The organism is Bacteroides sp. 1_1_14 (assembly GCF_000162515.1).
GTDB lineage: Bacteria > Bacteroidota > Bacteroidia > Bacteroidales > Bacteroidaceae > Bacteroides > Bacteroides thetaiotaomicron.
This window is the reverse complement of the sequence record NZ_GG774703.1, coordinates 637361-662052: the sequence shown is the minus strand read 5'-3', so window position 1 is coordinate 662052 and position 24692 is coordinate 637361. Positions and strand designations below refer to the sequence as shown.

Below are 24692 nucleotides of genomic sequence, written 5' to 3'. Positions count from 1 at the left end.
AGATAAAGAAATACTGATATGAAAAAACTATTATTACTATGGCTCATGATAGCTCCAATGAGCGGCATGGCACAAAATGAAAGTACACCGCAGGATACAACACTTTACGTCAACGAACGGAAGATCGTGATCAAGGAACAAGGCGACAAGATTAAAGTGAAACTCTACGAAAGCGCATCCGGCGGAGATACGATAACGAACGCGCAAATCTTCGAAGGAGTCTATCTGAACGGGCAGAGTACGGAAAGCCGTACCGTGCTGAGCGCTCTCCCCTTCTCGAAGAAAAACAACAAGAGAAACAGGTTCGAACCACATGCCGGCGGATTCTACATCGGCTACACCCGACTATCCAATGACTTCCTCTCATTCAATCCGTCGAACGGTGCCGACCTCAACACCAGTCATTCATGGGAGATAGGCGGCAATCTGTTTACCGGTTCGCACGCCTTTGCACCTACCTATAACTGGGGGATCACCATCGGACTGGGATGGGGATACCGCAGTATGCGCCTTGACGGCAATGATGCTTTTCGTGAAATAGACGGAGTGACCGAAATTTATTCCGGCATGGAGGCAGAAGAACCTACAGAGTACAGCAAAAGCCGTCTGCGCTATTTCTACTTCCGCATTCCGCTCTCTATCGAATGGCAAACACGGCTCAACGGCAAAGGTCCTTTGTTTTTTGCTGTAGGTCCCGAAGCCGAAATACGTCACGGATTCAGATCCAAAGCCAAAGTCAATGGATCGAAGAAGACGATTGACAAGGGACTGAACGGGCGCCCGCTAGGTATCAACTTACTTGCACAAGCCGGTTATGCAGATTTAGGAGTGTATATGCGTTACTCCACCTACGGCCTCTTTGAGAAGAACAAAGGTCCCGAACTTTATCCGTTCTCTTTCGGTGTATGCTGGTACTGGTAAAGTAAATACTCAGACCCTTACCTATTTCTGACAGTTAACAATCAATAAAGTTGTTCTTAATAAAAAATAGCTTTATCTTTGGGAGTTGTTAAAACAAGCACAATAGGTATATTATGAGTGAAAAGATGATTAAATGGGGCTTCATCGGCTGCGGAGAAGTAACCAAAACCAAAAGTGGCCCCGCCTTTCAAAAGGTAGAACATTCTGAAGTAGTAGCTGTAATGAGCCGCGACGGCGCCAAAGCAAAGGCTTATGCAAAAGAAAGAGGGATCAGAAAATGGTATGATGACGCTCAGGAACTGATAGACGATCCGGAAGTAAATGCCATTTATATCGCCACTCCTCCTTCTTCACACGCTACATACGCCATTATGGCTATGAAAGCAGGCAAGCCTGCCTATATTGAAAAACCAATGGCTGTCACTTATGAGGAGTGTACACGTATCAACCGTATTTCTAAGGAAACGGGTGTTCCCTGTTTCGTCGCATATTACCGCCGCTATCTCCCCTACTTTCAGAAAGTGAAAGAAATGGTAGAGAACGGTTCTATCGGTAATGTCATCAACGTACAAGTCCGCTTTGCACAGCCGCCACGTGATTTGGATTACAACCGTGAAAATCTTCCTTGGCGTGTACAGGCTGATATTGCCGGTGGCGGTTACTTCTATGACCTCGCCCCGCATCAGATCGACTTGCTGCAAGATATGTTCGGCTGCATCCTCGAAGCCAGCGGATATAAGAGCAATCGTGGAGGGCTTTATCCTGCCGAAGATACGCTGAGCGCCTGCTTCCAGTTCGACAACGGATTGGTCGGCAGTGGTTCATGGTGCTTTGTTGCCCATGATTCCGCCCGCGAAGACCGCATCGAAATTATCGGAGATAAAGGTATGATCTGCTTCTCTGTCTTTACGTACGAGCCGATTGGTCTGCACACCGAACGCGGCCGGGAGGAAATCTGTATCGGTAATCCTGAGCATGTTCAACAACCTCTTATTCAGGCAGTAGTAGATCATCTGCTCGGTAAGTCAGTCTGCTCATGCGACGGAGAAAGTGCTACCTTGACTAACTGGGTAATGGACAAAATATTAGGGAAGCTCTAAGATAAAGCTCCCTCGTTTGTTTCTTAAAATAATTTAATCACTATATTCTATCGTTAGTTTTCTTTATATTTGCGAAAGGTAGCAATAAAAGCAAAACTAACGATATTTATTTTTTATAACTATGACCAAAGAAGAACTAATGAGGAAAGCAATAGAGCTTTCGAAGGAAAATGTTGCTAATGGTGGAGGCCCGTTCGGAGCTGTCATTGCAACAAAAGAAGGAGAAATTATAGCTACAGGAGTCAACAGAGTAACCTCTTCATGTGATCCCACTGCTCATGCCGAAGTTAGCGCCATACGTGCCGCAGCCGCGAAACTGGGAACATTCAACCTCAGCGGATACGAAATCTATACTTCATGCGAACCTTGCCCGATGTGTCTGGGTGCCATCTATTGGGCACGACTGGACAAAATGTATTATGGGAACAACAAAACAGATGCCAAAAACATCGGTTTCGACGATTCCTTTATTTATGATGAGCTGGCTCTAAAACCTGCCGACAGAAAACTTCCCTCGGAAGTATTATTGCACAACGAAGCCATTACAGCCTTCGAAGCCTGGATGTCCAAAGAAGACAAAGTAGAATATTAGCATCTAATCTCACTTAAACTCACTAATACTTAGTAAAATGAAAAGAAAAAACTTTTTGATTCTTCTAGCCGCAGGATGTTTGTTCAGTTGTCAGCAACAGGATGAACTGCAAGAAACAAGTAAAGAAGCAACCAACTTCTCTATCTCTATCGACGACGCTCTCTCTGACCCGCTCACCCGTACCAGCAATGATCTGTTCCCTGCCAGAAATAGCATCACTACAGGAGAAGTTATCTCCATGGCTGCCTCTGGTCAGGACTATACTCCGTTTATTGTTGGCAAAGACAGCCGCGCATGGAACGAAATAGGAACTGCCACAGGCACAGTAACCTTCTACGCCCACTATCCTGCATTGACAGACGAAGCCGCTACCAGATCAGGCGGTAACAAACGCTATTTAAAAGGAGGTCAGGAGCACTTGTTCGGAACAGCGGAAGCAGCTCCGGGCAGCCAGAATGTATCGCTGAAATTCAAACGAATGACCGTGCCGGTTATTATACTTGATGAGAACGATCGTCCGTATGAAGGCGAAGCTAAAGTTGAGCTCAGCCTGAAAAACGAAGGTACGCAGGATTTATTGAACGGTACCATAGAAATCAACGAAAATGCGCTGTCAGAGAATATCGAAGTAAAGAAAGTATCCGAAGGCGTTACTACCAATGTTCTCCCGCAAAAGATCAATGCTGGAGAGGAAATAGGAACGATCACTGTCGGAGGAGTCACTCAGAAGATCAGTGCAGTGGAAGATCTTGATTTAAAAGCCGGAAGCACACTTTCTGTCAGATTATCAAAAAAAATTCGGAGGCGGTATTATTGATGGTAATGTTCCATTGTACAGATAAGAAGATTGCACTTGATCTTGCATTACATAAATAAAAGAAATCCCTGGAACCGCTGTAGACACTCAGCATTCCAGGGACTCTAACACACAAAAGTTATTATTGAAATTGAAAACAGTTTCTAATTAAAAGCGTAAACCTAAAGTCATCATCACTTTACTACGGCTATTCGTCACATCAGTCTTTTTTAAAGCTCCATCATCAAATGGATAGAAATCTTCCTTATAAGTACTATACATATAAGCTAAGTCTGCGTAAAAAGTCGATCCTCTATAACCGATACCTAATGTATAATTATTATTTGCTTTTGCATTCGCAAAATCCGTATCCGTATTAATTGAATTGTAGCTCAAATCTTTAAAAGCTGTTTTTTTGAATGCTGCTGACATATAATTATAGCCTAAACGAAAAGCAAATTGAGGAATAACTTTCCACTCAGCACCGATACGGAAAGTATTCACACCTTTCAACATTTCTTTTGCTGTAGGATTCTGCCATCCCATTGCTTCTCCATCCGAATAACTAAAATGCATAGCGGAGTAATCCTGATATTCATATTCTGCTCCAATAGCGAAAGATGATCCATAAGTATACCCAAGACTTAGATTATATTTCCATGGTGTACGGAAACGGAAGTCATATCCATAATCAACACCATTCGTAAAATCATAAGAATCTACAACAGCCTCACTTAATTTTTTAGAGTCAAAATCAGGGGTATATGTCACTGCTCTAACATTCGTTTTAATTTTCAAATTATAAAATGTAGGAGTATGAACAGAAACACCAATACGGAATGGAGAGTCTTCAAATGGACGCACGATAGCTCCAAACTTAAAATCCACACCTGAACCATCTATTTTATTCTCAGTAGTCATTTCATAACTTGGAGTACCATAATTCACATTTTCTACAATATATTCCCCATACTCCTCTCCATAAGTAGAAATCTTTGAGTAATTAACATCGTAAGCACCAATGGTCAATCCTAAATAAACACGATCACTTATATTAAAAGCAACATTAAAATCATACTGATTGATTCCTCCTTTTTCATGTCCATCATACCATGAATATGGTTGAGGTAAATAACCTATATAGCCATTTTTATCTTCATTTTCATTATATAAATATCCATTCCAGCCGATAGCAGCCAGCCAGCCAGTCTGACTATCAGTAAACAGATTAATCTTATCATCAGCTAACTTACTGATAAAGTCACCATTCGCTTTAATCATAGTGTTCGCTTGATTCGTCATTTGATTAGTCTGAGAAAGAATTGTTCCTCCAGGTCCCAGATTAATCAAACCTTCCATTGTCATATACTTATCAAATGACTTGGAACGAGTGTAACTGAATCCAAAATTCACATAACGCAAAGCGGTCTGATTTCCAATTTTAGAAGAAAACACAAATCCTATATTATCAAATGATCCACGAGTCTTATCAACATTAAACTTTGATCCTTCATATTTACTCTCCGAACCAAAAGAAGAAAAGCCGAAAGTTCCCATTATATCATTACTACGATATATACCAATACCAGCCGGATTTGTCCCCATAGTAGAAATATCTCCTCCTAGTGCGCCCATTGCTCCTCCCATTCCTACAAAACGGGCAGTTCCATTCAAATCCTTCTGCGTAAACTTAGCACCATCGTATATTGTCTGGGCGCTTGCACTTGCCACCATAATAAGAGCAAGTGCAGCTATATTTATTTTCTTTTTCATACGTTTCCTTAAATATTATTATATGCTATAGTTTTATCTCCTGCTACCGCCTCTAGCTGAACCTCCACCACCGGAAGAACTTCCACGACTACTGCTACTACTTCCGCCTCCATACGAAGAACCACTAGAACGAGAAGAACTGCTACTAGGAGAATAAGAACTGGAACTACTAGAACGACTACTGCTACTAGGAGTATATGTTCGAGAGCTACTAGAGCGACTAGGTGTATAACTACTACTTCCTCTTGAATAAGTTCCGCTACTTCTAGAAGAAGATCCCCTATTATAAGTACCTTCACTTCTTGAAGAAGAAGTACGAGTGCTACTACTACGATTCATACCCGAAGATGTGCTGGTACGAGTACTGCTCGGACGAGTATAGGTATCTCTGCGAGAAGAACTAGTTCTTGTACTTACTCCTGTCCGTGTACTATTCTCTCTGGTTCCTACTACACGTCCCGAAGTTGTTCTATTCGAAGATGTACGAACTGATGAAGGACGAGAAGACTGATAACGGTTAGAGGTATATCTGGTACCATTGGTAGTACGGTTAACACTCCTGTTAGGAGAACGACGATTGGTGTATAGCATGTCTCTATGACCACCGCCCCAGCCCCAGCTAGGACCACCACCCCAGTGGTGATGATGTCCCCAATAACCGCCGCCATAGAAGCCACCCCAGTAGCCACCATACCAGCCGCCCCATGAACCCGGGTAATATCCCCAACCATAGTAAGGACGATTCCATCCCCAGCCATAGTTCCATCCCCAACCGTAGGAGTTGTAACGCCAATCCCACCAAAGCGGATTACTAAATGTCGGGAAAGCATAAGCGTACATACCATCAGTATATACATTCCAGTTCCATGAATTAGGTCCGTAAACAACGTCCCAATAGAGTGGACTGCTAATGCTGATAGCAAAACGTGGATTACGGAAACGGATAATACGTTCGGCATATTCATAGTCCTCTTGCGAACCATCAAATTCACCGGTTACCCATTCTCCTTCCAAGTCTGGCTGAGCTTTCTCTTTTATATATAAGGTATCATTTTCCATTACGAATTCATTCTCACGAGCGTCATAACGGCGGTTATATTCATCCACATCCCGTGTTTTTCCCTTGCGGTCCTGAACTACAACGGTAGTGCCCGGTGATGTATAGATGTTGGTCGTGACTTGCTTTCTCGGTTCCTTCTTTTCCGGAGTCGTTTCTTTCTTCTCCTTTTTGTCTTTAGAAGGTACGAAATAAAGGTCGTCATCAACGCTTTGTGCCATCAAGCCTATAGGGAGGCATAAAGCAATTAGCAAGAAATAAACAATCTTTTTCATATCATCTCGGTTTATGTAATTACTTAAACTTATTCACATTACAAAGATAAGGAAGAGATTCGCCACTCTAGGGAGATTTTCCCCAAAGGATAATAGGGAAATCCCTATTTCTAACTATCTTTGCAAAAGATTCACCAAATTAAAAACAACTATGAAGTATTTTGAGTTCACATTCCATACAAGTCCATGCACAGAAACAGTAAATGACGTACTGGCTGCCGTATTAGGTGAAGCCGGATTTGAAAGTTTTGTTGAAAGCGAAGGCGGACTGACTGCATACATACAACAGGCATTATGCGATGAAAATACAATAAAAAATGCAATAACCGAATTTCCTCTGCCCGATACGGAGATCACTTATACATACGTTGAAGCGGAAGACAAAGACTGGAACGAAGAATGGGAAAAAAATTTCTTTCAGCCGATTGTGATCGATAACCGATGTGTTATCCATAGTACCTTCCATAAAGATGTACCCCAGGCAACTTATGATATCGTTATCAATCCGCAAATGGCTTTCGGCACGGGACATCATGAAACGACAAGCCTCATCATCGGGGAGTTACTGGACAATGAGTTGAAAGATAAATCACTTCTGGATATGGGCTGTGGAACTTCGATCTTAGCTATTCTCGCCCGCATGCGGGGAGCACGCCCATGTATCGCTATCGACATTGACGAATGGTGTGTACGAAACTCTATTGAGAACATTGAATTAAACCACGTAGACGACATCGCCGTTTCACAAGGAGATGCCTCATCGCTTGTTGGCAAAGGGCCCTTTGATATCATCATCGCTAATATAAACCGGAATATTCTATTGAACGACATGAAGCAATACGTTGCCTGCCTGCACCCGGGATCGGAACTTTATATGAGTGGATTTTATGTGGACGACATTCCTTTCATCCGCCGGGAAGCAGAAAAGAACGGACTGACCTTCGTACATCATAAGGAGAAAAACCGCTGGGCAGCAGTGAAGTTCACATATTAAGCATTAATCTTCCTTATCTGTTTCAAGAAGACACAGACCACGTATCTTTAAAAGACAGCATATATTTGTAGTAAAGATAAGATGTACGAGATGCTCATCTCGTGCTGTACGGCATGCTCATCTTGTTATATACCAGATGCTCATCCAGTAGTGTACGAGATGAGCATCTGGTACATACCATCCTTTAATGAAAAGAATGGTATGATATAATATTCCTTCTGTTATGTTACCGGGAAACAGATATAAAGTATTAAGGTTTTGAATCAAACTCATTCTTTACCTGTTCGCACCATTCCCTGATTCTCTTTTCCGCTTGCTCGGATTGATTATCCAAATCGACGACCAAACCGCACCACCGATCACCACGCAACGCTCTGGAACGTTCGAAAGTGTATCCTTCGGAAGAAGTAAAACCGACCAGTGTGGCCCCGTCTCCTTCAAATACCTCGGCAAGCAGTCCGATTCCGTCAGCAAAGTTTTCGGGATAACGTATCTGATCTCCTAACCCGAAGACAGCTACTTTTTTCCCTTTCAAGTCCAATGTACGAAGTTCCGGCAATAACTCATCCCAATAGGTAGGAAGTTCTCCGTCAAACCAGGTCGAAGCACCTACTATAAAACAATCGTAAGCTGCAAAATCATTTTGCCATGCCTGCTCAATAGGCACCACTTCTATCCTATCTTTTCCAAATTCTTTCTGAATTTTCTCTGCCACCCAAGTAGTCTTATCAGCTTTGGTGGCATAAAACAAACCTATCTTTTTCATAAACTATACCTCCATTTTATTCCATTAATATTCCAATAGTTTTTTAGCTGCCTCATAGATCTTCGCCTCATCCGGCAATATCTCTTTTTCCAGAATCGGATTGAAACCGACAGGAGTAAATGTAGAACCGACACGCTGCACCGGACCATCCAGATAACGGAACATATCCGTTCCGATCATAGCAGCAAGTTCCGCACCGAAACCGGAGAACACCTTGTCTTCGTGAACAACCAATGCTTTACTGGTCTTTTTCACCGATTCGAAAATCGCCTCCTTATCTAATGGTATCAATGAACGAATATCGATCACTTCGACTTTCCAGCCACTTTCTTTTTCCAGTTGCTCTGCTACGTGCAGGCAGAAATGGGTAGTATTACCATAAGTAATAATGCTCAAATCCGTTCCTTCACGACGAATACGTGCCTTTCCGAAAGGAACCTCAAAATCTTCCGGAACAACAGCTGCTGCTTCCACCGAATTATATAGAGCTTTCGGTTCCAAAAACAAGGTAAATCCCTTTGAACGCATACTGGTTCGTAACAATCCGGCTGCATCATCTGCAAAAGAAGGACAGACAATACGTGCACCCGGCAACGTTGTCAGAGCACCCTCTATATTTTGGGAATGATATAATCCACCACCGATATATCCTCCGGAAGCAAGCCGTAAAGTGATATTCGGAGCAAACTTACCGTTACTGCGCCAATATTCATGAGTACACTCCACATACTGTTCTACGGCAGGCCAGAAGTAGTCTGCAAACTCAGCTCCTTCTATCACTACATGGATTTTAGGGTCAAAGCGGCTCATACCATTGGCTGTACCTACAATATAATCCTCGGCAATCGGTGCGCTGAATACACGCGCCTCGCCAAATTCCTGCTGCATGCCTTTGGTCACATTAAAGCCCCCGCCTTTTTCTCTGTTAGCCACATCTTGTCCCCAGATAAAGGTATCCGGATTATGGCGGAATTCCGCTTTCAATGTTTCATTAATTGCATTGACCAGGAAAGTCTTCTCTCCTTCTTCCTGATGAGTACCTTCTTTGTATTTTTGCGGCTGATAAGGTTCGGGCATCACAAAATCGTAAATGCTTTTAGGATCAGGTTCAGGGGCAGCCAGCGCCTTGCGGTTGGCAGCAGATAGTTCCTTCTTTGATTCAGCTTCAATTTGCAGCAGTTCCTCTTCCGTCAAGCGCTTATAGCGCAATAACATCCGCCGGAACTTCATTAACGGATCAGCTTCTTTCACATATTCCAGTTCGTTTTCGTCCCGATAAAGTGTATGTTTATCCGAGTTGGAATGAGAACCGATACGAACGCAGTTAGCCTGTACAATCACAGGATTACGGGTACTGATCGCATATTCGCGTGCCTCAGTCATGGCATTCATAGAATCGAACACATCTTTTCCATTGCAGTAGATAATCTTCAGATTCTTGAAACCGGAGAAGTTCTCAGCTACTTTACGATTGGCAGTCTGCTCGGATTTAGGAACAGAGATGCCATATCCGTTATCCTGTATAACGAAAATCACCGGAAGACGTTCCAGACTAGCTCCATTGATAGCCTCGTAAACAAAGCCTTCGGAAGTAGCAGATTCTCCGTGCGAAGTGATTGCTACTCCTTTATGCCCATAATATACCATTGCTCTTGCTACACCTGCCGCATGAAGGTCATGCGTTCCGGTAGCGGAAGATATATTTTCAATATGCCATTCCGGTTTAGCGAAGTGATTCGACATATGACGTCCGCCGCTACCGGGATCAGTTGCTTTCGAAATGCCGTTCAATATAATCTCTTCCGCAGTCATTCCTGCAGAAAGCACGGTCAGCATATCTCTGTAATAAGGGAACAGGAAATCTTCTCCCAATGTGAAAACCTGACCGACAGCCAGTTGGATACCATCATGCCCCGCATAAGGAGCATGGTATGACCAACCCAAGGATTGCAGCTGGTAAGACGGCGCCTTCTCGTCCAAAGCACGCCCTAATGTCATCAGATGGTACCACTTTTTCAGTGTTTCAACATCTGTAGTCTTAATATCATATTTCTTTTTCATAGTTAATGAAGTTCTTAATGAATGAAACAATCTGTTATCAGCCCTTCCAGTTTTCCAGGTAATCGGCAATGAAGTGCAGGAAGTTGCCTCCCAGCATACCGTCAACTACACGATGGTCATAAGACAGGGACAGATACATCTTATGACGGATAGCAATCATATCACCTTCCGGTGTCTCTATTACGGCAGGCTTCTTCTCAATATATCCCACTCCCAAAATGGCAACCTGGGGCTGATTGATTACCGGCGTACCGAACAAACTCTTGAATGTACCGAAATTAGTAATGGTAAACGTACCTCCGTCAATATCATCCGGCATCAATTTGTTATCACGAGCCTTCAACGCCAGCGAGTCTATAGCTACAGCCAATCCGTTCAAGTTCAGATGATCGGCATCATGTACCACAGGAACTATCAGATTGCCATCATTCAAAGAAACAGCAATACCGATATTGATATGTTTCTTGAAAAGAATATTATATCCGTCAACAGATACATTGACCTGAGGATATGCTGCCAATGCTTTTGCAACAGCTTCTGTTATGACAGGCATATAGGTCAGTTTCACTCCCTCACGACGGAAGAAAGCGTCTTTATTCTTTTCACGCCATCGTACCAGTCTGGTTACGTCTACCTCTACTACATTGGTTACGTGTGGTGAAACCTTCTTGGACATCACCATATGATCCGCAATAATCCGGCGGACACGATCCATTTCTTTCACTTCTACTCCCGGAGTATTGGCAGCCGCAGGTGTTTGTTTAGATGGAGCAGACGGTGCAGCAACATGAGTTTGCACGGAAACCGATGCAGGAGAAGATGTCGTAGAAGCCGTAGGTGCATCACCGGTAGGTATCGCCGCCTTCGAGACTTCGGAAATTCCCCTTTTCTTCTTCTCAATATAATCCTTTATATCTTTCTTGCTCAACCGGCCTTCGTATCCTGTGCCTTGTATCGAATCAAGTTCTTCTTTCGGAATATTCGCACTTCGTGCCAATTGAATCACCACAGGAGAATACCAGCGTTCTTCAGCCTTTGCTACCTGGGAAGATACTTTTCCTGCATCAGAAGAAGTATTCTCCTTACTTTCTGGAGTTTCTTTTCCACTTACAATCTCTTCATCGGATGCCTCTTCACCTCCCATATCTACAACAGCAACCACTGTACCCACAGCGACTGTATCTCCTTCCTTAAACAGGATTTCCACGACCTTACCGGCTACCGGTGAAGGTATTTCCGCACTGACTTTCGCCGTATTTACCTCGAAGAGAACATCGTCTTCCTGAATGATATCCCCCACTTTCACAGACCAAGAGACAATCGTCCCTTCGGTTATACTCTCGCCCAACTTAGGCATTTTATTTCGAATCTTGACATAGACAGTAAATTTATTATTCAACCTTGAACTATTAAAACAACCCGCTGAAAAAGAAAGTTTTAGGTTAAAGTATTTTTAACCGGACTCAACGACTGAATATCCATTCTTCGCAAATATATTTCTCAGTCCGAAGTCTATGGATTGCTTCCAATTCTTTCTCACTGAAAGTATCAGCACATCCCTTCTGACTAAAATATTCGAAAAGTATCGCTTTGAAATGATCAACCGTTTCCATAGGTAAGTAACGACTGATATTTGTGACTTCACTACGGACAGACGGAACAGCATACACAGATGATGCCACACCCGTCTCAATGTTCCTCTCCGGATTCAGTACCTTGTTTAAAGCGGTAAGATTCGTATCATACAACAAAGTACAATGATAAAGCACCCTGTTCTTGTGTACGCACTGGGCACTCCCCGATATTTTCAGACCATCAAGATAGATACCCAGCCGTTCATCTCCTTTTGCCGGCAATCCTATCTGTTTTAAGAAATCCAGTATCCGATGAAGATAAAGACTGAAATCAGGCAAGCGGGACACTGTTTCGATAAAAGTTAAATTGACATTACCCAAATCATGATATACAGCTCCCCCACCCGAAAACCGACGGGCTATTTGAATCTGTTGTTCTTCCGCCCATTCCCGGTTCACTTCCAACTGTACAGATTGGTGTTTTCCCATCACTACAGAAGGAGTGTCCTGCCAAAGCATGAAAACAGAATCTGTTTCCTGCTTCAGCAAATACTCTTCTGCCGCCAGATGAAAATAAATATCTGTAAAAGTGTTATGAAAGCACCTCATGATAAATCTCTCCAACCGTAGGATGGGGAAATACATTCTTCTGAAATTCCTCAACCGTATAGCCCTTCTGAATGGCTATTCCGGCAATCACAATCAATTCCGACGCTGGATTTCCAAGCATATGACAACCGATAATATGATCAGCTTCATCAAGTATCAGCTTACATATTCCATTTACCTGTTCGTTTTCCGCAACAAAACGTCCGGAATAAGCCATCGGTAACTTCGTAACACGATAAGGCATGCCCTGTTTGATCAGCTCTTCTTCTGTCTTACCTACGCCGGCCACTTCCGGATTGGTGTAGACAACTCCCGGCACACTGTTATAATTCATCCGGTCTTCCACCCCTAAAATATGATTGATTGCCACTTCCGCCTCCCGAATTGCCGTATGCGCCAATAAAGAATAGCCTGTAATATCACCGCACGCATATACTCCGGGATGAGAAGTCTGAAGATATTCGTCTACTTTAACCCCATTCCGATGAAGTTCTATATTCAGCTTATCCAATCCGACATTGGTAATATTTGCTTTACGCCCCACACTGAGCAAGAGCTTTTCCGTTTTGATAGTAGAAGCCTTCCCATCTTTCTCTATGACGACTCCGTCAGGTTTCACTTCTATTACTTTTGTATTCAAGTAGAAAGTGACTCCACGTTTTGCATATTCTGTACGAAGCATACTGCTGGTTTCCTTATCCATGACTCCCAGTATCTCCGGCATCATCTCGACAACATGCACTTTCACTCCCATACTGTTGAAGAAAGAAGCAAACTCCATTCCTATGACTCCACCACCTATAACAACCAACGTTTCAGGAAGCTCTTTGATCTCCAAAGCCTCTTTTGACGTCCAGTAACTAACTTCCGACAGTCCCGGTATCGGAGGAATAACCGTGTCGGAACCGGTACATACCAGCAGATATTTCACTTCATATCTTTCTCCGTCACAGATGATACGAATCAGCCCGTTTTCTTCTCCTTCTATAAAGGCTTCTTTTTCCACGATCGTCACTCCGTAAGAGTTCACGGTCATCTTTACCCCACCAGTCAGCATTTTCACCGTTTTCTCTTTACGGCTCATTATTTTAGTTAAATCAAACGAAGGAGATTCGGCAGAAATGCCATATTTGGAAGCACTCTTGATGCTATCCAGAATTTTAGCAGAATATAACAACGTTTTAGTAGGAATACATCCTTCATTCAGACATACCCCACCTATTGCCTTTTTCTCAAACAGAACGGCTCTCAGTCCGTTTCCCCCTGCCCTTTCGGCAGCTGTGTAACCAGCAGGGCCACCACCAATAATAGCTATATCAAAGTTCATAATCGTATCTTTTTAGTAATAATACGATTATAACAAATGAGAGAAGAGATTAGTTGTATGACAGACCAATCATCCTACTTGATCGTCAGCTTTTTGAGTTCTTCTAATGTACCGTTGAATACATTGAGGTCTACATCTTCTTTAATACCGGGTACATTTCCGACATCAGTATGTTGCCAGAAATCCCATTTGCCCTGATACTTCACCGAATCGACATAATAGTGGGCGATCCAATAAGGATAAGCATTGAAAATAGAATCGTCCAGATAACGGGTCTTGAACTTATAAGAAGTATATAGAATGGGCTTCACCCCATAATGGGATTCTATACGGTCCAACCAGCGCTTAATGCCTTGCTGCAATTCTTTTTTCTCTTTTCGTCCGGTCACTTCCACATCGAGAACCGGAGGCAGGTCGCCGGAATCCAGTTTGACCGTACGTATAAAAAAGTCCGCCTGTTTCAAAGCATCCGTACCGGGAATATAGAAATGATAAGCACCACGAATAAAGCCATGATTACGCGCATTAGCAAAATTAGTTTGAAAGGTAGTATCGTTATGATCTCCCCCTTCCGTCGCTTTCATAAAAATGAAGTGCAAAGGAGTTGCCGTCTGTTTATTCTGTAAAAGTCTCCCCCAGTCTATTTTTCCTTGATAATGGGAAATATCAATCCCATGAATATCATATCCGGAAGGAATACAAACTCCATATTCCTTTAAACCATTACAAGGTTTCCACCGATAAGCATAAGGACGTATAAAGAAATAATAGAAAACCATAGAGAAACAACCGACAATTGCCACAGCCAATATATTTCGAAGCCAACCGGGCATCGAATAATGCTGCTTCACCGGTGCCTTTTTCGGAGCACGGGAAGGTCTGGAAGAAGAAACCGTCCTCTTTTTTGGGGTAGTGGAAGCAGTTCTTTTCTTTTGGACAGCAGAAATCGGATTATTACGTGACGACATTTACTTTGAATGATGAAAGTGATATAGATAGGCACGGATTACACGGAATACACGGTTTTAAGAAATAGTATAACTAAAACCGCGTCAATCCGCGTAATCCGTGCCTGAAAGAGCTCTTCATTGCAACTGTTTCTTACTACAGTCCGGTGAAGTTTTCTTATTTAGCTTGTTCCAATTGCAAAGTCTTAGTTGCCTGGTCGCAAACTTCTGTAGGACCAAAGTACTGAATCGGACCCGGATATACATAATCCGTTTCAACAGCCCAACGGTCACGCTGTGCAGCGAATGCTTTGAAAGGAGCACCATCCAATTTCACTAATGCTTTCTGGATCACCGGTTTCATTTCACCGTGGCGGCGTTCCATATTCATCATCATGGTGATAGGCACACCACCTGCAATCCATTCGGCAGCAGGAGCAGTTGTGTTGCGTACAGAAGACATATAACCGGTCTTACCGTCAGCAATCAGCATAGAAGCTGTGTATCCCAAAGAATAGCAGTAGTCAGCATCAAAGTTTGACGGAGCAGCGCAACGACCTTCGTAACCGAAGAAGTGGTGCTGTGCAGCAAACTTACCAACATATTTGCCATCTTCTTTCCAAGCAGCCAATTTGGTAGCTACCATTTCAGACAACAGTTTTTCTGTTTCGATCAGTGATACCTGAACGTTTCCGTGCGGGTCACGGTCCAGTGTCAGCTGGCGAGCTACACCTTCCGGCAGACTTGCATAGATAGCAGAGTTTTCCGGAGACAGCTTACGGATGATGTAATCACGTTGATGAGACTTCTTGATCTGAGAGAACTCTTCTGCATTTGCAGCCAGGAAGTCGTTCAACTCAGCGATCAGACGCTTCATAGCCGGAATAAATTCCACCAGTCCTTCCGGAATCAATACTGTACCGAAGTTATTTCCCTGTGCAGCACGGTCAGCTACCACTTTAGCGATAGATGTTACTACATCATCCAGAGACATATCTTTTTCTTCCACTTCTTCAGAAACGATACATACGTTAGGCTGTACCTGCAAAGCACATTCCAGTGCGATGTGAGAAGCCGAACGACCCATCAATTTGATAAAGTGCCAGTATTTACGGGCTGAGTTACAATCACGCTGGATGTTACCGATTACTTCTGCATAAGTCTTACAAGCTGTATCGAAACCGAAAGAAGTTTCAATCATATCGTTCTTCAAGTCACCGTCAATCGTCTTCGGGCAACCGATCACCTGTACACCGTACTTTTTGGCAGCATAGTATTCAGCCAACACACAAGCGTTTGTATTAGAGTCATCACCACCGATGATAACCAGTGCTTTGATACCCAATTCCTTGATGATCTCAAATCCCTTTTCAAACTGAGCTTCAGTTTCCAGCTTCGTACGTCCCGAACCGATGATATCGAAACCACCTGTGTTACGGTATTCGTCAATGATGTCAGCAGTCAGTTCCATATAGTTGTGGTCTACCAGACCGCCAGGACCCAGAATAAAGCCGTACAGCTTACTTTCAGGATTCAGCTTTTTGATACCGTCGAACAAACCAGAGATTACATTGTGTCCGCCCGGAGCTTGTCCGCCGGAAAGGATTACACCTACGTTCATAGCAGGAAGTTGAACAGCTTCACCCGCTTCGAATGTAATCAACGGCATTCCGTACGTGTTAGGGAATAATGCTTTGATAGCTTCCTGATCGGCTACAGATTGAGTAGCAGCACCTGCTACAGCTTTAACGGCTCCTGTTGCCAATGCTTTCGGAAGTTTGGGCTGATAAGCAGCCCTTGCGATTTGCAATGCACTTTTAGTCATTTTCTTTATTTTTATTTAAAGGTGTTAGTAAGTTTCTTGTCAAACTTGAAAAGCGTTGCAAATTTCGCATTTTTCCTCGAATTATGAAAGAGAAGCCCTCATTTTATTTCGCTGCATAGTTACAGAGGCTATTGCTTCCAGCCACCGCCAAGTGCTTTATACAGTTGTACTACGGTGATCAGTTCATCACGAATAGCGTTACTCAAACCAATTTGTGCGTCAAAATAACCACGCTGGGCATCGAGAACATCCAGATAATTGATTACTCCATTGATATATTGCAACTGCGCCAAATCCATATAACTCTTAGCCGAACGTTCCAAATTGGCACGAAGTGCGTACACCTCTTTTATCTTATTAAAGTTGACAATCGCATTACGTGTCTCTTTGAAAGCCGTCAGGACCGTTTTCTCATAACTATGTATTTCTGCTTCATAGGCCGCTTTTTTGCCTTTCAACGCAGCACGGTTCTTTCCCCAGCCAAAGATAGGAGTCAGCAACGCCCCCTCCATAACAGCATAAGGAGATTTTAAAAGTTCGGACAAGGACGTGCTCTCACTTCCAAAACCTCCTGTCAGAGCAAGACGGGGAAACATATTTGTATATGCTACTCCCACTTTGGCATTAGCAGCGATCAACTTCTGCTCCGCCTGGCGTATATCGGGACGGCGTTCTAACAAAGTGGAAGGCATTCCTACCGGAAGAGTTTCAGGAAAATTAAATTCCTGAAGCAGGCGGGAACGAGCTATACGGTTAGGGTATTCTCCGGCCAAAAAAGCAATATCATTTTCTTTCAGCGATATTTTACGCTCCAAATCAGGAACCAATGTAGCTGTACGAGCCAACTCAACCTGTGCCTGGCGATAAGAAGTCTCCGAAGTCAGTCCGCCCTCAAAACGGATACGTGCCAGACGAACACCTTCTTCACGGGCTTTTAAAGTCTGCTTGACAATATTGAGTTCCGTATCCAATGCCACCAGTTCATAATAAGCCTGCGCCACTTCTGCCACAATCGTCATCCGAAGTGCACGCTGCGCCTCTATCGACTGTAAATATTCAGCAATACTGGCTGAACGTGCCCATCGTAAATTTCCCCAAAGGTCGAGTTCCCATGAAACAAGAAACTGAGCTTCAAAAGTATCCGACTTCCTGAAGGCATCTCCTCCATGATTTTCAAGCTCGCGCTCGACAGTCACTTCACCTTTAATATCCGGAAGCAAGGCAGCAGTGGAGATACGTTTCTGAGCTGCCATTTCCTTGATGCGGGCAGCCGCTATCAACATATCTTTATTATGTTCCAAAGCACGGTCTATAAGGTTCCGAAGTGTAGAATCCGTGTATATTTCTTCCCAGTCCTGATCTCCAAAACTAACCGTATCCTGATGTTGAGCCAGACTATCGGGTAAATGAAGCTCAGGACGGACGTAGCTCTTGCCTACTTTGCAGGAAGTCAGTATTCCTGCAAAAAGTAGTATAGCAATATATAGTTTATTCAGTTTCATTATTTCTTATGTTTTAAGATTTTCGACTTTGTTTTATACACCATCACAAAGAAGAACGGCACGAGAATGATACCAAATACGATAGCGAATATCATTCCGAAGAATACGCCCGTACCAATCGCCTGTCGGCTAGCCGAACCCGGACCACTCGCCAATACCATCGGAAGCATTCCCAATACAAACGCAAGGGAGGTCATCAGAATAGGACGGAAACGTAATTTCGCTGCATAGATTGCCGACTGTATCAAGTCTTCACCTTTATCTACCTGCACTTTGGCAAACTCAACAATCAAAATGGCATTCTTGGCGGCAAGCCCGACAAGCATTACCAATCCGATCTGGAAATAGACATCATTCTCCAGTCCGCATACCCAGACTCCCAGATAGGCTCCCAAAGCTGCTACAGGCAAAGATAGCAATACAGCAATCGGCACTGTCCAACTTTCATATTGTGCGGCAAGGAAAAGGAAGACGAACAAGAACACCAATGCCATGACCATACCTGTCTGACCGCCTGCCTGTTTCTCCTGATAAGAAAGTCCGCTCCACTCCAGTCCGATATTATCCGGAAGATGGTCACGGGCGATCTGCTCCATAATCTCCATTGCCTGACCGGAACTGTATCCCTGTGCGGCAGCACCCCGGATAACGGCAGTAGTAAACATATTGAAACGCTTGATACTTCCCGGTCCTGTTGTATAAGAGGCATTACCCAGAGAAGTCAACGGTACCATAGCTCCGTTAGAAGCTTTCACAAAGAACAGGTTGATATTGTCTTTATGTTCCCGATAAGGAGCCTCCGCCTGAATATACACCTTATATATACGGTTGAACATATTAAAGTCATTCACATACACCGAACCTGTATACGCTTTCATCGTAGAAAACACATCTGCCAAAGGTACTCCCAGCATTTTCACTTTGTCTCTGTCCACATCAAAATAAAGCTGGGGAATCTCAGACTGCAAGGAAGAAGACAAACCGGTAAGCTCCTTACGTTTGGAAGCATAATACATCAACGTATCTGCCGCATCTACCAAATTATCGAAAGTAGCCTCTCCACGAGCTTCCAGCTGCATTTCAAAACCACCGGAGCTGCCCAGTCCCGGTATGACCGGAGGAGTAGACAGGTAGACTTTACATTCGGGATATTCTCTCAAATGTTTTTCTACCGTATCCATAATTTTTTCAATACTGGTGCTCTTTCTCTCTTCCCAAGGTTTCAGAATAACGGTCAGCTCGGCACGCCCCTGATTACTCCCTACACGCGGGCTGCTTCCGGTCACGTTTTGTACATATTCTATATATGGATTCTTCTCCAGATAAGCAATCGCGCGTTCCGTTACTACACGGGTTCGCTCCAAGGTAGCTCCTTCCGGCAGTTCAAGTTCAATCTTAAAGTATCCCTGGTCTTCTACCGGCAAGAAACTGGTCGGAATAATCCGGTGAATCAACAGAATAGCAATCAATACCATACCAAAAGCACTCAAAACCCGACGAGGATGTTTGATAGTACGGGTGACGGCAGCTACATACTTATTGCTTCCGATACCCAGCCACTCATTGATCTTTCTGAATACTATATTTTTCTTCTTGCCACTATCCGGTTTCAAAATGAGCGAACACATCACAGGGCTCAGCGTTAAAGCAACCACAGTAGAAATCAGTACAGATACCACGATAGTTACCGTAAACTGACGATACAGCTGCCCGGTAATTCCACTCAGAAAACTTACCGGAACAAACACAGCCGCCAATACCAGTGAAGTAGCGATCAATGCGCTTGATAATCCGTTCATCGCTTTCTTTGTCGCCTCATAGGGACTCAGCTTCTCCGTTTCCATTATATGCTCCACTCCTTCCACCACAACAATCGCATCATCGACCACGATACCGATGGCGAGAATCAAACCGAGTAAGGTCAATATATTAATAGAGAAGCCAAAAATCAGCATGAATCCGAAAGTACCAATCAGGGAAATAGGTACCGCTACCACCGGAATCAACGTAGCACGCCAGCTCTGCAAAGACAGATACACTACCAACACAACCAGCACCAATGCTTCGAACAAGGTCTTATATACCTCATGAATAGACTCGGAGATATACGTTGTCATATCAAACGGAATCTCATAACTCAATCCTTCCGGAAAATTCTCGCTGATTTCTTCCATCGCCTTCTTTACATTCTCGGCCACTTCCATTGCATTGGCACCCGGCAACATGTAAATACCGAGTACCGCTGCATTCTCACCATTGATACCACTCTCGGTATTGTATGAAGAAGCCTCCAAGGATACACGTGCCACATCCTTCAGCCGGATGATGGAACCATTGGCATTGGCACGTACCACAATATCCTCAAATTGCCCTACTGTAGAAAGACGTCCCTGAGTAGTGATAGGAATCGTTATATCCAGTCCCTGTACCGGCTGCTGACCTAATACACCGGCTGCCGATTCACGGTTCTGATCTTTCAAGGCATTCTGCAAGTCCTGCACAGTCAATCCGAAGTTAGCCAGCTTATCAGGCTCTGCCCATATCTGCATAGCATAGTAACGGCTACCGATATTAGATACACGTCCTACCCCCGGAATACGGCGAATCACATCGAGCACATTGATCGTAGCAAAGTTGCTCAGGTAAATTTCGTCAAACTTAGGATCGGTAGAAGTCAGACAGAGTGTCATTAACTGACTGGGTGCCTGTTTCTCTACGGAAATACCATTCTGAATCACTTCCGCCGGAAGACGGGATTCAGCCAGCTTCACACGGTTCTGAATTTCCACAGCAGCCAGATCCGGGTCGGCAGATACATCAAAGGTAACTGTTGCCGAGAAGCCACCAGAGTTAGAACTGTTCGATTCCATATAAAGCATACCGGGCGTACCATTGATTTCCTGTTCAATCGGAGTAGCCACCGCCTGCGACACGGTAAGCGCACTCGCACCCGGATAAGACGCACTGATCTTTACCACCGGAGGCGTGATCTGCGGATATTGATCCACCGGAAGCATGGTCAGCCCGATGACTCCGACAATCACAATCACGATGGAAATGACAGCCGAAAATACCGGCCTGTCTATAAAAAAACTAACTTTCATTGATTATTCTCCTTTTGCGTTATCCTTCATTCCTGTTGTAGAATCACCTGCCACCATAGTGGTATCCTTCACCTCCGTTTCCGGCTGGCTGATCCGTACTTTCATACCCGGGGTCAACTTATGGAAACCTTCTACAACAATTGTCTCTCCTACAGCGAGTCCTCTTTCCACTACGACGTTATTCCCCACTTCGGGTCCTAACTCGATAAAACGTTTCTCTACTGTATCATCTTTACGCATTGTATAAATATAAGCTCCGCCTTTTTCAATGGTAACAGCTTTCATCGGAACCACGATGGCTCCTTCACGTACGTCCAAAAGTAGTTTTACTTTGGTAAACTGTCCCGGAAGCAATACCTGTTTTGGGTTAGGCATCTCTGCACGTACGGAGAAAGTACCTGTCTGAGGATCGACCTGCGGCTCCGCAAAATCAACATATCCTTTATAGGGGTATACGGTATTATCCGCCAAAGTAATAGTAATGTTCGGTTGCCAGGAACGGGTAGAGTCCTGCTGACCGAGGTTAATATTACGTTCTTTACTTTTCAGATAATCGAGTGCCGTCATACTGAAATCGACCAATACGGTATCGCTTTTTACTACTGTAGCCAGCAGAGACTTTCCTCCCGGACCAACAAGCGTTCCCAAATCTACATTTCTTTCACTGATATGTCCGGCAAGAGGTGAACGAACGATAGTATAGCCTAACTCGAGTTCAGCCTGCGCCAAGTCCGCCTCACTCATCGCTACTGTCGCAACAGCGCTTTCATAAGCTGCTTCCGCATTATCCAGATCCAGCTGGCTAGCGGCATTTTGTTCGTACAACGGACGGATACGTTTCAAGTCACGTTCAGCTTTCAATGCCTGTGCTTCGTCCTTTTTCAACTGAGCCCGCGCTTTGTCGGCTTTCGCACGATATTGGTCCTGATTGATCACAAACAAGACCTGATTCTTATTTACATAAGTGCCTTCGGCAAAAAGCATGTTTTCCAAATAGCCTTCTACCCTGGCACGTACTTCGACAAATTGCTGGGCACGGATACGCCCCACATATTCTCCGAATATTTCTACATCGTCTTTTATAACCGGTTCAACAATCACTGTCGGCATTTCCGGTGCAGCCTTCTGAGGTCGTGTCAGTATCCAATACACTCCCAACACAATTACCATACATACTACAGCAGCAATGGTTCTCTTTCTCCTCAGTTTCAACTCATGTTTCGAAAAGAATAATCTCATATCGAATCTTATTATTTAATTTAACTTATGTTTGTTCTACACTCTATTATGCAATACACATACCAAAATATCCTGTTTTATCTTATCTATTTATTATCAACGTATTACGTTTTTCCTCTTGAAGACAGAAGTGTGGAAAACATCCTTAAAGTGTAGAATTTATCCACATTTCCGACTTTTAGAACATTTTTTATAGTTCTTGTTTCATCAACTAAACAATTTATCCCCTACATTTGTAGTTATATTGTACATCAACACAATAACATGTCCTAATGAAAAAACAAATCTTTTCAACATTAGTTTTTGCAATGTGCCTGATATTACCTTTTTCTGTTTATTCTCAGGAACAACGGAAGAAGGTCGGCGTCGTCCTCAGTGGCGGCGGTGCCAAAGGAGTGGCACATATCAAAGCACTGAAAGTCATCGAGGAAGCAGGCATTCCGATCGATTATATAGTAGGCACTAGTATGGGATCTATAGTCGGTGGACTTTACGCCATCGGTTATACTCCGGAACAACTGGACAGTATGGTACGCAAGCAAGACTGGACTTTCCTTTTGAGCGATCGTATCAAACGCAGTGCCATGTCGCTCACCGAACGCGAACGCTCTGCAAAATACATTGTTTCGCTTCCTTTTACAAAGAACCCGAAAGCTGCCATGTCCGGAGGAATTATCAAAGGACAGAATCTTGCCAATCTGTTCTCTGATCTGACAATGGGCTACCATGACTCGATCAATTTTAATAAGTTACCGATCCCCTTCGCTTGTGTATCAGCCAATGTAGTCAATGGAGACCAGATCATATTCCATGATGGCGTACTCTCTACTGCCATGCGTGCCAGTATGGCCATCCCTGGTGTATTTACACCGGTACGCAAAGACAGTATGGTATTGGTAGACGGTGGAATTGTCAATAATTATCCGGCAGATGTGGCCAAAGCAATGGGAGCCGATATTATTATCGGAGTCGATGTTCAGAATGCGCTGAAAAGTGCCGACAAACTCAACAGCGCTCCGGACATATTGGGGCAGATTGTTGATCTCACTTGCCAAACCAATCATGAAAAGAATGTAGAACTCACTGATACCTATATCAAGGTAAATGTAGACGGATTTTCTTCCGCCAGCTTCACTCCGGCAGCCATCGATTCTCTGATGCGTCGGGGCGAAGAAGCCGCACGTGCACAGTGGAATTCCCTGATTGCCTTAAAAAAAGAAATCGGTATACCGGACAATTATGTCCCCAAACAACATGGACCGTACTCTTCTCTTTCCAATTCACGGACAGTATACGTCACAGATATATCTTTCTCCGGCGTAGAGGCTGATGACAAAAAATGGCTGATGAAGAAGTGTAATCTCAAAGAGAACAGTAACATTACCACTCAGCAGATAGAACAAGCTGTGTATCAGTTGCGTGGCAGTCATTCTTACTCAAGCGCCAGCTACACACTTACCGACACTCCCGAAGGGTACCACCTTAATTTCCTGTTAGAAGAAAAATATGAGAAAAGAATCAATCTGGGCATCCGTTTCGACTCGGAAGAAATAGCATCCCTGCTGATTAATGCCACAGCGGATCTCAAAACTCATGTTCCTTCCCGATTATCCCTGACCGGCCGATTAGGAAAGCGATATGCCGCACGCATCGATTACACTCTCGAACCGATGCAGCAACGCAATTTCAATTTCTCATATATGTTTCAATATAATGACATCAACATCTATGATGAAGGTGAACGTGCCTATAACACTACTTACAAGTATCATTTAGCTGAATTTGGCTTTTCGGATGTCTGGTACAAAAACCTCCGCTTCGGACTCGGACTTCGTTTCGAATATTATAAATACAAAGATTTTCTTTTCAAGAAACCGGAACTCATTGGACTGGATGTAGAATCCGAACATTTCCTGAGTTATTTCGCTCAGGTACACTATAGTACATTCGACAAGGGATATTTCCCTTCCAAAGGAACTGAATTCAAAGCTGCCTATTCACTCTACACCGATAATATGGCTCAGTATAATGATCACGCCCCGTTCTCCGCACTGAGCGGTTCATGGGCCAGCGTAGTTCCCGTAACCCGACGTTTTTCTATCATTCCATCCATCTATGGTCGTGTTCTGATTGGAAAAGACATCGCCTATCCCTTGCAAAATGCCATTGGCGGCGAAGTATACGGACTCTACATTCCACAGCAACTGCCGTTTGCCGGTGTGACCAATAT

The 24692-nt window shown here is 43.8% G+C and carries 18 protein-coding genes; 6 read left to right on the top strand and 12 right to left on the bottom strand.

Annotated features, from left to right (window positions below; all coding sequences use genetic code 11):
* Window positions 1-18 precede the first annotated feature (18 nt).
* The 4 genes from HMPREF9007_RS18435 to HMPREF9007_RS18450 all read left to right on the top strand — a co-directional run bounded on the left by HMPREF9007_RS18435 (window position 19) and on the right by HMPREF9007_RS18450 (window position 3430).
* Window positions 19-921: a hypothetical protein gene (locus HMPREF9007_RS18435; RefSeq protein ID WP_008760616.1), complete on the top strand. Its 903-nt coding sequence runs from the start codon at window positions 19-21 to the stop codon at window positions 919-921.
* Window positions 922-1034: 113 nt separating this feature from the next.
* Window positions 1035-2021 (top strand): Gfo/Idh/MocA family oxidoreductase, encoded by a 987-nt coding sequence (locus HMPREF9007_RS18440; protein ID WP_008760615.1) that lies wholly within the window; start codon window positions 1035-1037, stop codon window positions 2019-2021.
* Between the two features lie 121 nt (window positions 2022-2142).
* Window positions 2143-2613, top strand: coding sequence for a nucleoside deaminase (locus HMPREF9007_RS18445; protein WP_008760614.1), 471 nt, complete (start codon window positions 2143-2145; stop codon window positions 2611-2613).
* 37 nt (window positions 2614-2650) lie between these two features.
* Entirely contained in the window at window positions 2651-3430 is a 780-nt protein-coding gene (locus tag HMPREF9007_RS18450; RefSeq protein WP_008760613.1) for a fimbrillin family protein, read from the top strand.
* A gap of 147 nt (window positions 3431-3577) precedes the next feature.
* Here the strand turns inward: HMPREF9007_RS18450 and HMPREF9007_RS18455 are convergent, their stop codons facing one another.
* On the bottom strand, window positions 3578-5182 hold the full coding sequence (locus tag HMPREF9007_RS18455) for a TonB-dependent receptor (RefSeq protein ID WP_008760612.1): 1605 nt from the start codon (window positions 5180-5182) through the stop codon (window positions 3578-3580).
* Window positions 5183-5215: 33 nt separating this feature from the next.
* Window positions 5216-6514, bottom strand: coding sequence for a hypothetical protein (locus HMPREF9007_RS18460; RefSeq protein ID WP_008760611.1), 1299 nt, complete (start codon window positions 6512-6514; stop codon window positions 5216-5218).
* Between the two features lie 151 nt (window positions 6515-6665).
* Between HMPREF9007_RS18460 and prmA the strand changes: the two genes are divergently transcribed.
* Window positions 6666-7508 carry a 50S ribosomal protein L11 methyltransferase gene (prmA, locus tag HMPREF9007_RS18465; protein WP_008760610.1) on the top strand — a complete coding sequence of 281 codons (843 nt, stop codon included), beginning with the start codon at window positions 6666-6668 and terminating at the stop codon, window positions 7506-7508.
* A gap of 250 nt (window positions 7509-7758) precedes the next feature.
* Here prmA and HMPREF9007_RS18470 read toward each other — a convergent pair whose 3' ends face one another.
* From HMPREF9007_RS18470 to HMPREF9007_RS18515, 10 genes are all read right to left on the bottom strand, one after another.
* A complete protein-coding gene (locus tag HMPREF9007_RS18470; protein WP_008760609.1) occupies window positions 7759-8274 on the bottom strand; it encodes a flavodoxin in 516 nt (171 codons plus the stop codon).
* A 24-nt stretch (window positions 8275-8298) separates the two neighbouring features.
* Window positions 8299-10335, bottom strand: coding sequence for an alpha-ketoacid dehydrogenase subunit alpha/beta (locus HMPREF9007_RS18475; RefSeq protein ID WP_008760608.1), 2037 nt, complete (start codon window positions 10333-10335; stop codon window positions 8299-8301).
* Window positions 10336-10372: 37 nt separating this feature from the next.
* Window positions 10373-11692, bottom strand: a complete 1320-nt coding sequence (locus tag HMPREF9007_RS18480; RefSeq protein WP_032850166.1) for a dihydrolipoamide acetyltransferase family protein — start codon at window positions 11690-11692, stop codon at window positions 10373-10375.
* Window positions 11693-11798: 106 nt separating this feature from the next.
* A complete protein-coding gene (locus tag HMPREF9007_RS18485; RefSeq protein WP_032850240.1) occupies window positions 11799-12518 on the bottom strand; it encodes a lipoate--protein ligase family protein in 720 nt (239 codons plus the stop codon).
* Window positions 12502-13845 (bottom strand): dihydrolipoyl dehydrogenase, encoded by a 1344-nt coding sequence (lpdA, locus tag HMPREF9007_RS18490; protein WP_008760605.1) that lies wholly within the window; start codon window positions 13843-13845, stop codon window positions 12502-12504. Before lpdA ends, HMPREF9007_RS18485 begins: the two co-directional genes overlap by 17 nt.
* A gap of 74 nt (window positions 13846-13919) precedes the next feature.
* Window positions 13920-14813, bottom strand: a complete 894-nt coding sequence (locus HMPREF9007_RS18495) for a glycoside hydrolase family 25 protein (RefSeq protein ID WP_008766156.1) — start codon at window positions 14811-14813, stop codon at window positions 13920-13922.
* Window positions 14814-14970: 157 nt separating this feature from the next.
* Window positions 14971-16617 (bottom strand): diphosphate--fructose-6-phosphate 1-phosphotransferase, encoded by a 1647-nt coding sequence (locus HMPREF9007_RS18500; protein WP_008760603.1) that lies wholly within the window; start codon window positions 16615-16617, stop codon window positions 14971-14973.
* A 128-nt stretch (window positions 16618-16745) separates the two neighbouring features.
* A complete protein-coding gene (locus HMPREF9007_RS18505) occupies window positions 16746-18119 on the bottom strand; it encodes an efflux transporter outer membrane subunit (RefSeq protein ID WP_008760602.1) in 1374 nt (457 codons plus the stop codon).
* Entirely contained in the window at window positions 18119-21223 is a 3105-nt protein-coding gene (locus HMPREF9007_RS18510) for a multidrug efflux RND transporter permease subunit (protein ID WP_008760601.1), read from the bottom strand. Before HMPREF9007_RS18510 ends, HMPREF9007_RS18505 begins: the two co-directional genes overlap by 1 nt.
* 3 nt (window positions 21224-21226) lie before the next feature.
* The gene (locus HMPREF9007_RS18515; RefSeq protein ID WP_008760600.1) at window positions 21227-22462 is read right to left on the bottom strand and encodes an efflux RND transporter periplasmic adaptor subunit; all 1236 of its coding nucleotides are present in this window, start codon (window positions 22460-22462) and stop codon (window positions 21227-21229) included.
* 272 nt (window positions 22463-22734) lie between these two features.
* Here HMPREF9007_RS18515 and HMPREF9007_RS18520 point away from each other — a divergent pair.
* The coding region (locus tag HMPREF9007_RS18520; RefSeq protein WP_008760599.1) for a patatin-like phospholipase family protein at window positions 22735-24692 on the top strand (1958 nt) is incomplete at its 3' end.

Excerpts from the sequence above, each read along its gene's own strand:
- HMPREF9007_RS18435 (WP_008760616.1), top strand. The coding sequence starts at position 19 with ATGAAAAAACTATTATTACTATGGCTCATGATAGCTCCAATGAGCGGC.
- HMPREF9007_RS18440 (WP_008760615.1), top strand. The coding sequence starts at position 1,035 with ATGAGTGAAAAGATGATTAAATGGGGCTTCATCGGCTGCGGAGAAGTA.
- HMPREF9007_RS18445 (WP_008760614.1), top strand. The coding sequence starts at position 2,143 with ATGACCAAAGAAGAACTAATGAGGAAAGCAATAGAGCTTTCGAAGGAA.
- HMPREF9007_RS18450 (WP_008760613.1), top strand. The coding sequence starts at position 2,651 with ATGAAAAGAAAAAACTTTTTGATTCTTCTAGCCGCAGGATGTTTGTTC.
- HMPREF9007_RS18455 (WP_008760612.1), bottom strand. The coding sequence starts at position 5,182 with ATGAAAAAGAAAATAAATATAGCTGCACTTGCTCTTATTATGGTGGCA.
- HMPREF9007_RS18460 (WP_008760611.1), bottom strand. The coding sequence starts at position 6,514 with ATGAAAAAGATTGTTTATTTCTTGCTAATTGCTTTATGCCTCCCTATA.
- prmA (WP_008760610.1), top strand. The coding sequence starts at position 6,666 with ATGAAGTATTTTGAGTTCACATTCCATACAAGTCCATGCACAGAAACA.
- HMPREF9007_RS18470 (WP_008760609.1), bottom strand. The coding sequence starts at position 8,274 with ATGAAAAAGATAGGTTTGTTTTATGCCACCAAAGCTGATAAGACTACT.
- HMPREF9007_RS18475 (WP_008760608.1), bottom strand. The coding sequence starts at position 10,335 with ATGAAAAAGAAATATGATATTAAGACTACAGATGTTGAAACACTGAAA.
- HMPREF9007_RS18480 (WP_032850166.1), bottom strand. The coding sequence starts at position 11,692 with ATGCCTAAGTTGGGCGAGAGTATAACCGAAGGGACGATTGTCTCTTGG.
- HMPREF9007_RS18485 (WP_032850240.1), bottom strand. The coding sequence starts at position 12,518 with ATGAGGTGCTTTCATAACACTTTTACAGATATTTATTTTCATCTGGCG.
- lpdA (WP_008760605.1), bottom strand. The coding sequence starts at position 13,845 with ATGAACTTTGATATAGCTATTATTGGTGGTGGCCCTGCTGGTTACACA.
- HMPREF9007_RS18495 (WP_008766156.1), bottom strand. The coding sequence starts at position 14,813 with ATGTCGTCACGTAATAATCCGATTTCTGCTGTCCAAAAGAAAAGAACT.
- HMPREF9007_RS18500 (WP_008760603.1), bottom strand. The coding sequence starts at position 16,617 with ATGACTAAAAGTGCATTGCAAATCGCAAGGGCTGCTTATCAGCCCAAA.
- HMPREF9007_RS18505 (WP_008760602.1), bottom strand. The coding sequence starts at position 18,119 with ATGAAACTGAATAAACTATATATTGCTATACTACTTTTTGCAGGAATA.
- HMPREF9007_RS18510 (WP_008760601.1), bottom strand. The coding sequence starts at position 21,223 with ATGAAAGTTAGTTTTTTTATAGACAGGCCGGTATTTTCGGCTGTCATT.
- HMPREF9007_RS18515 (WP_008760600.1), bottom strand. The coding sequence starts at position 22,462 with ATGAGATTATTCTTTTCGAAACATGAGTTGAAACTGAGGAGAAAGAGA.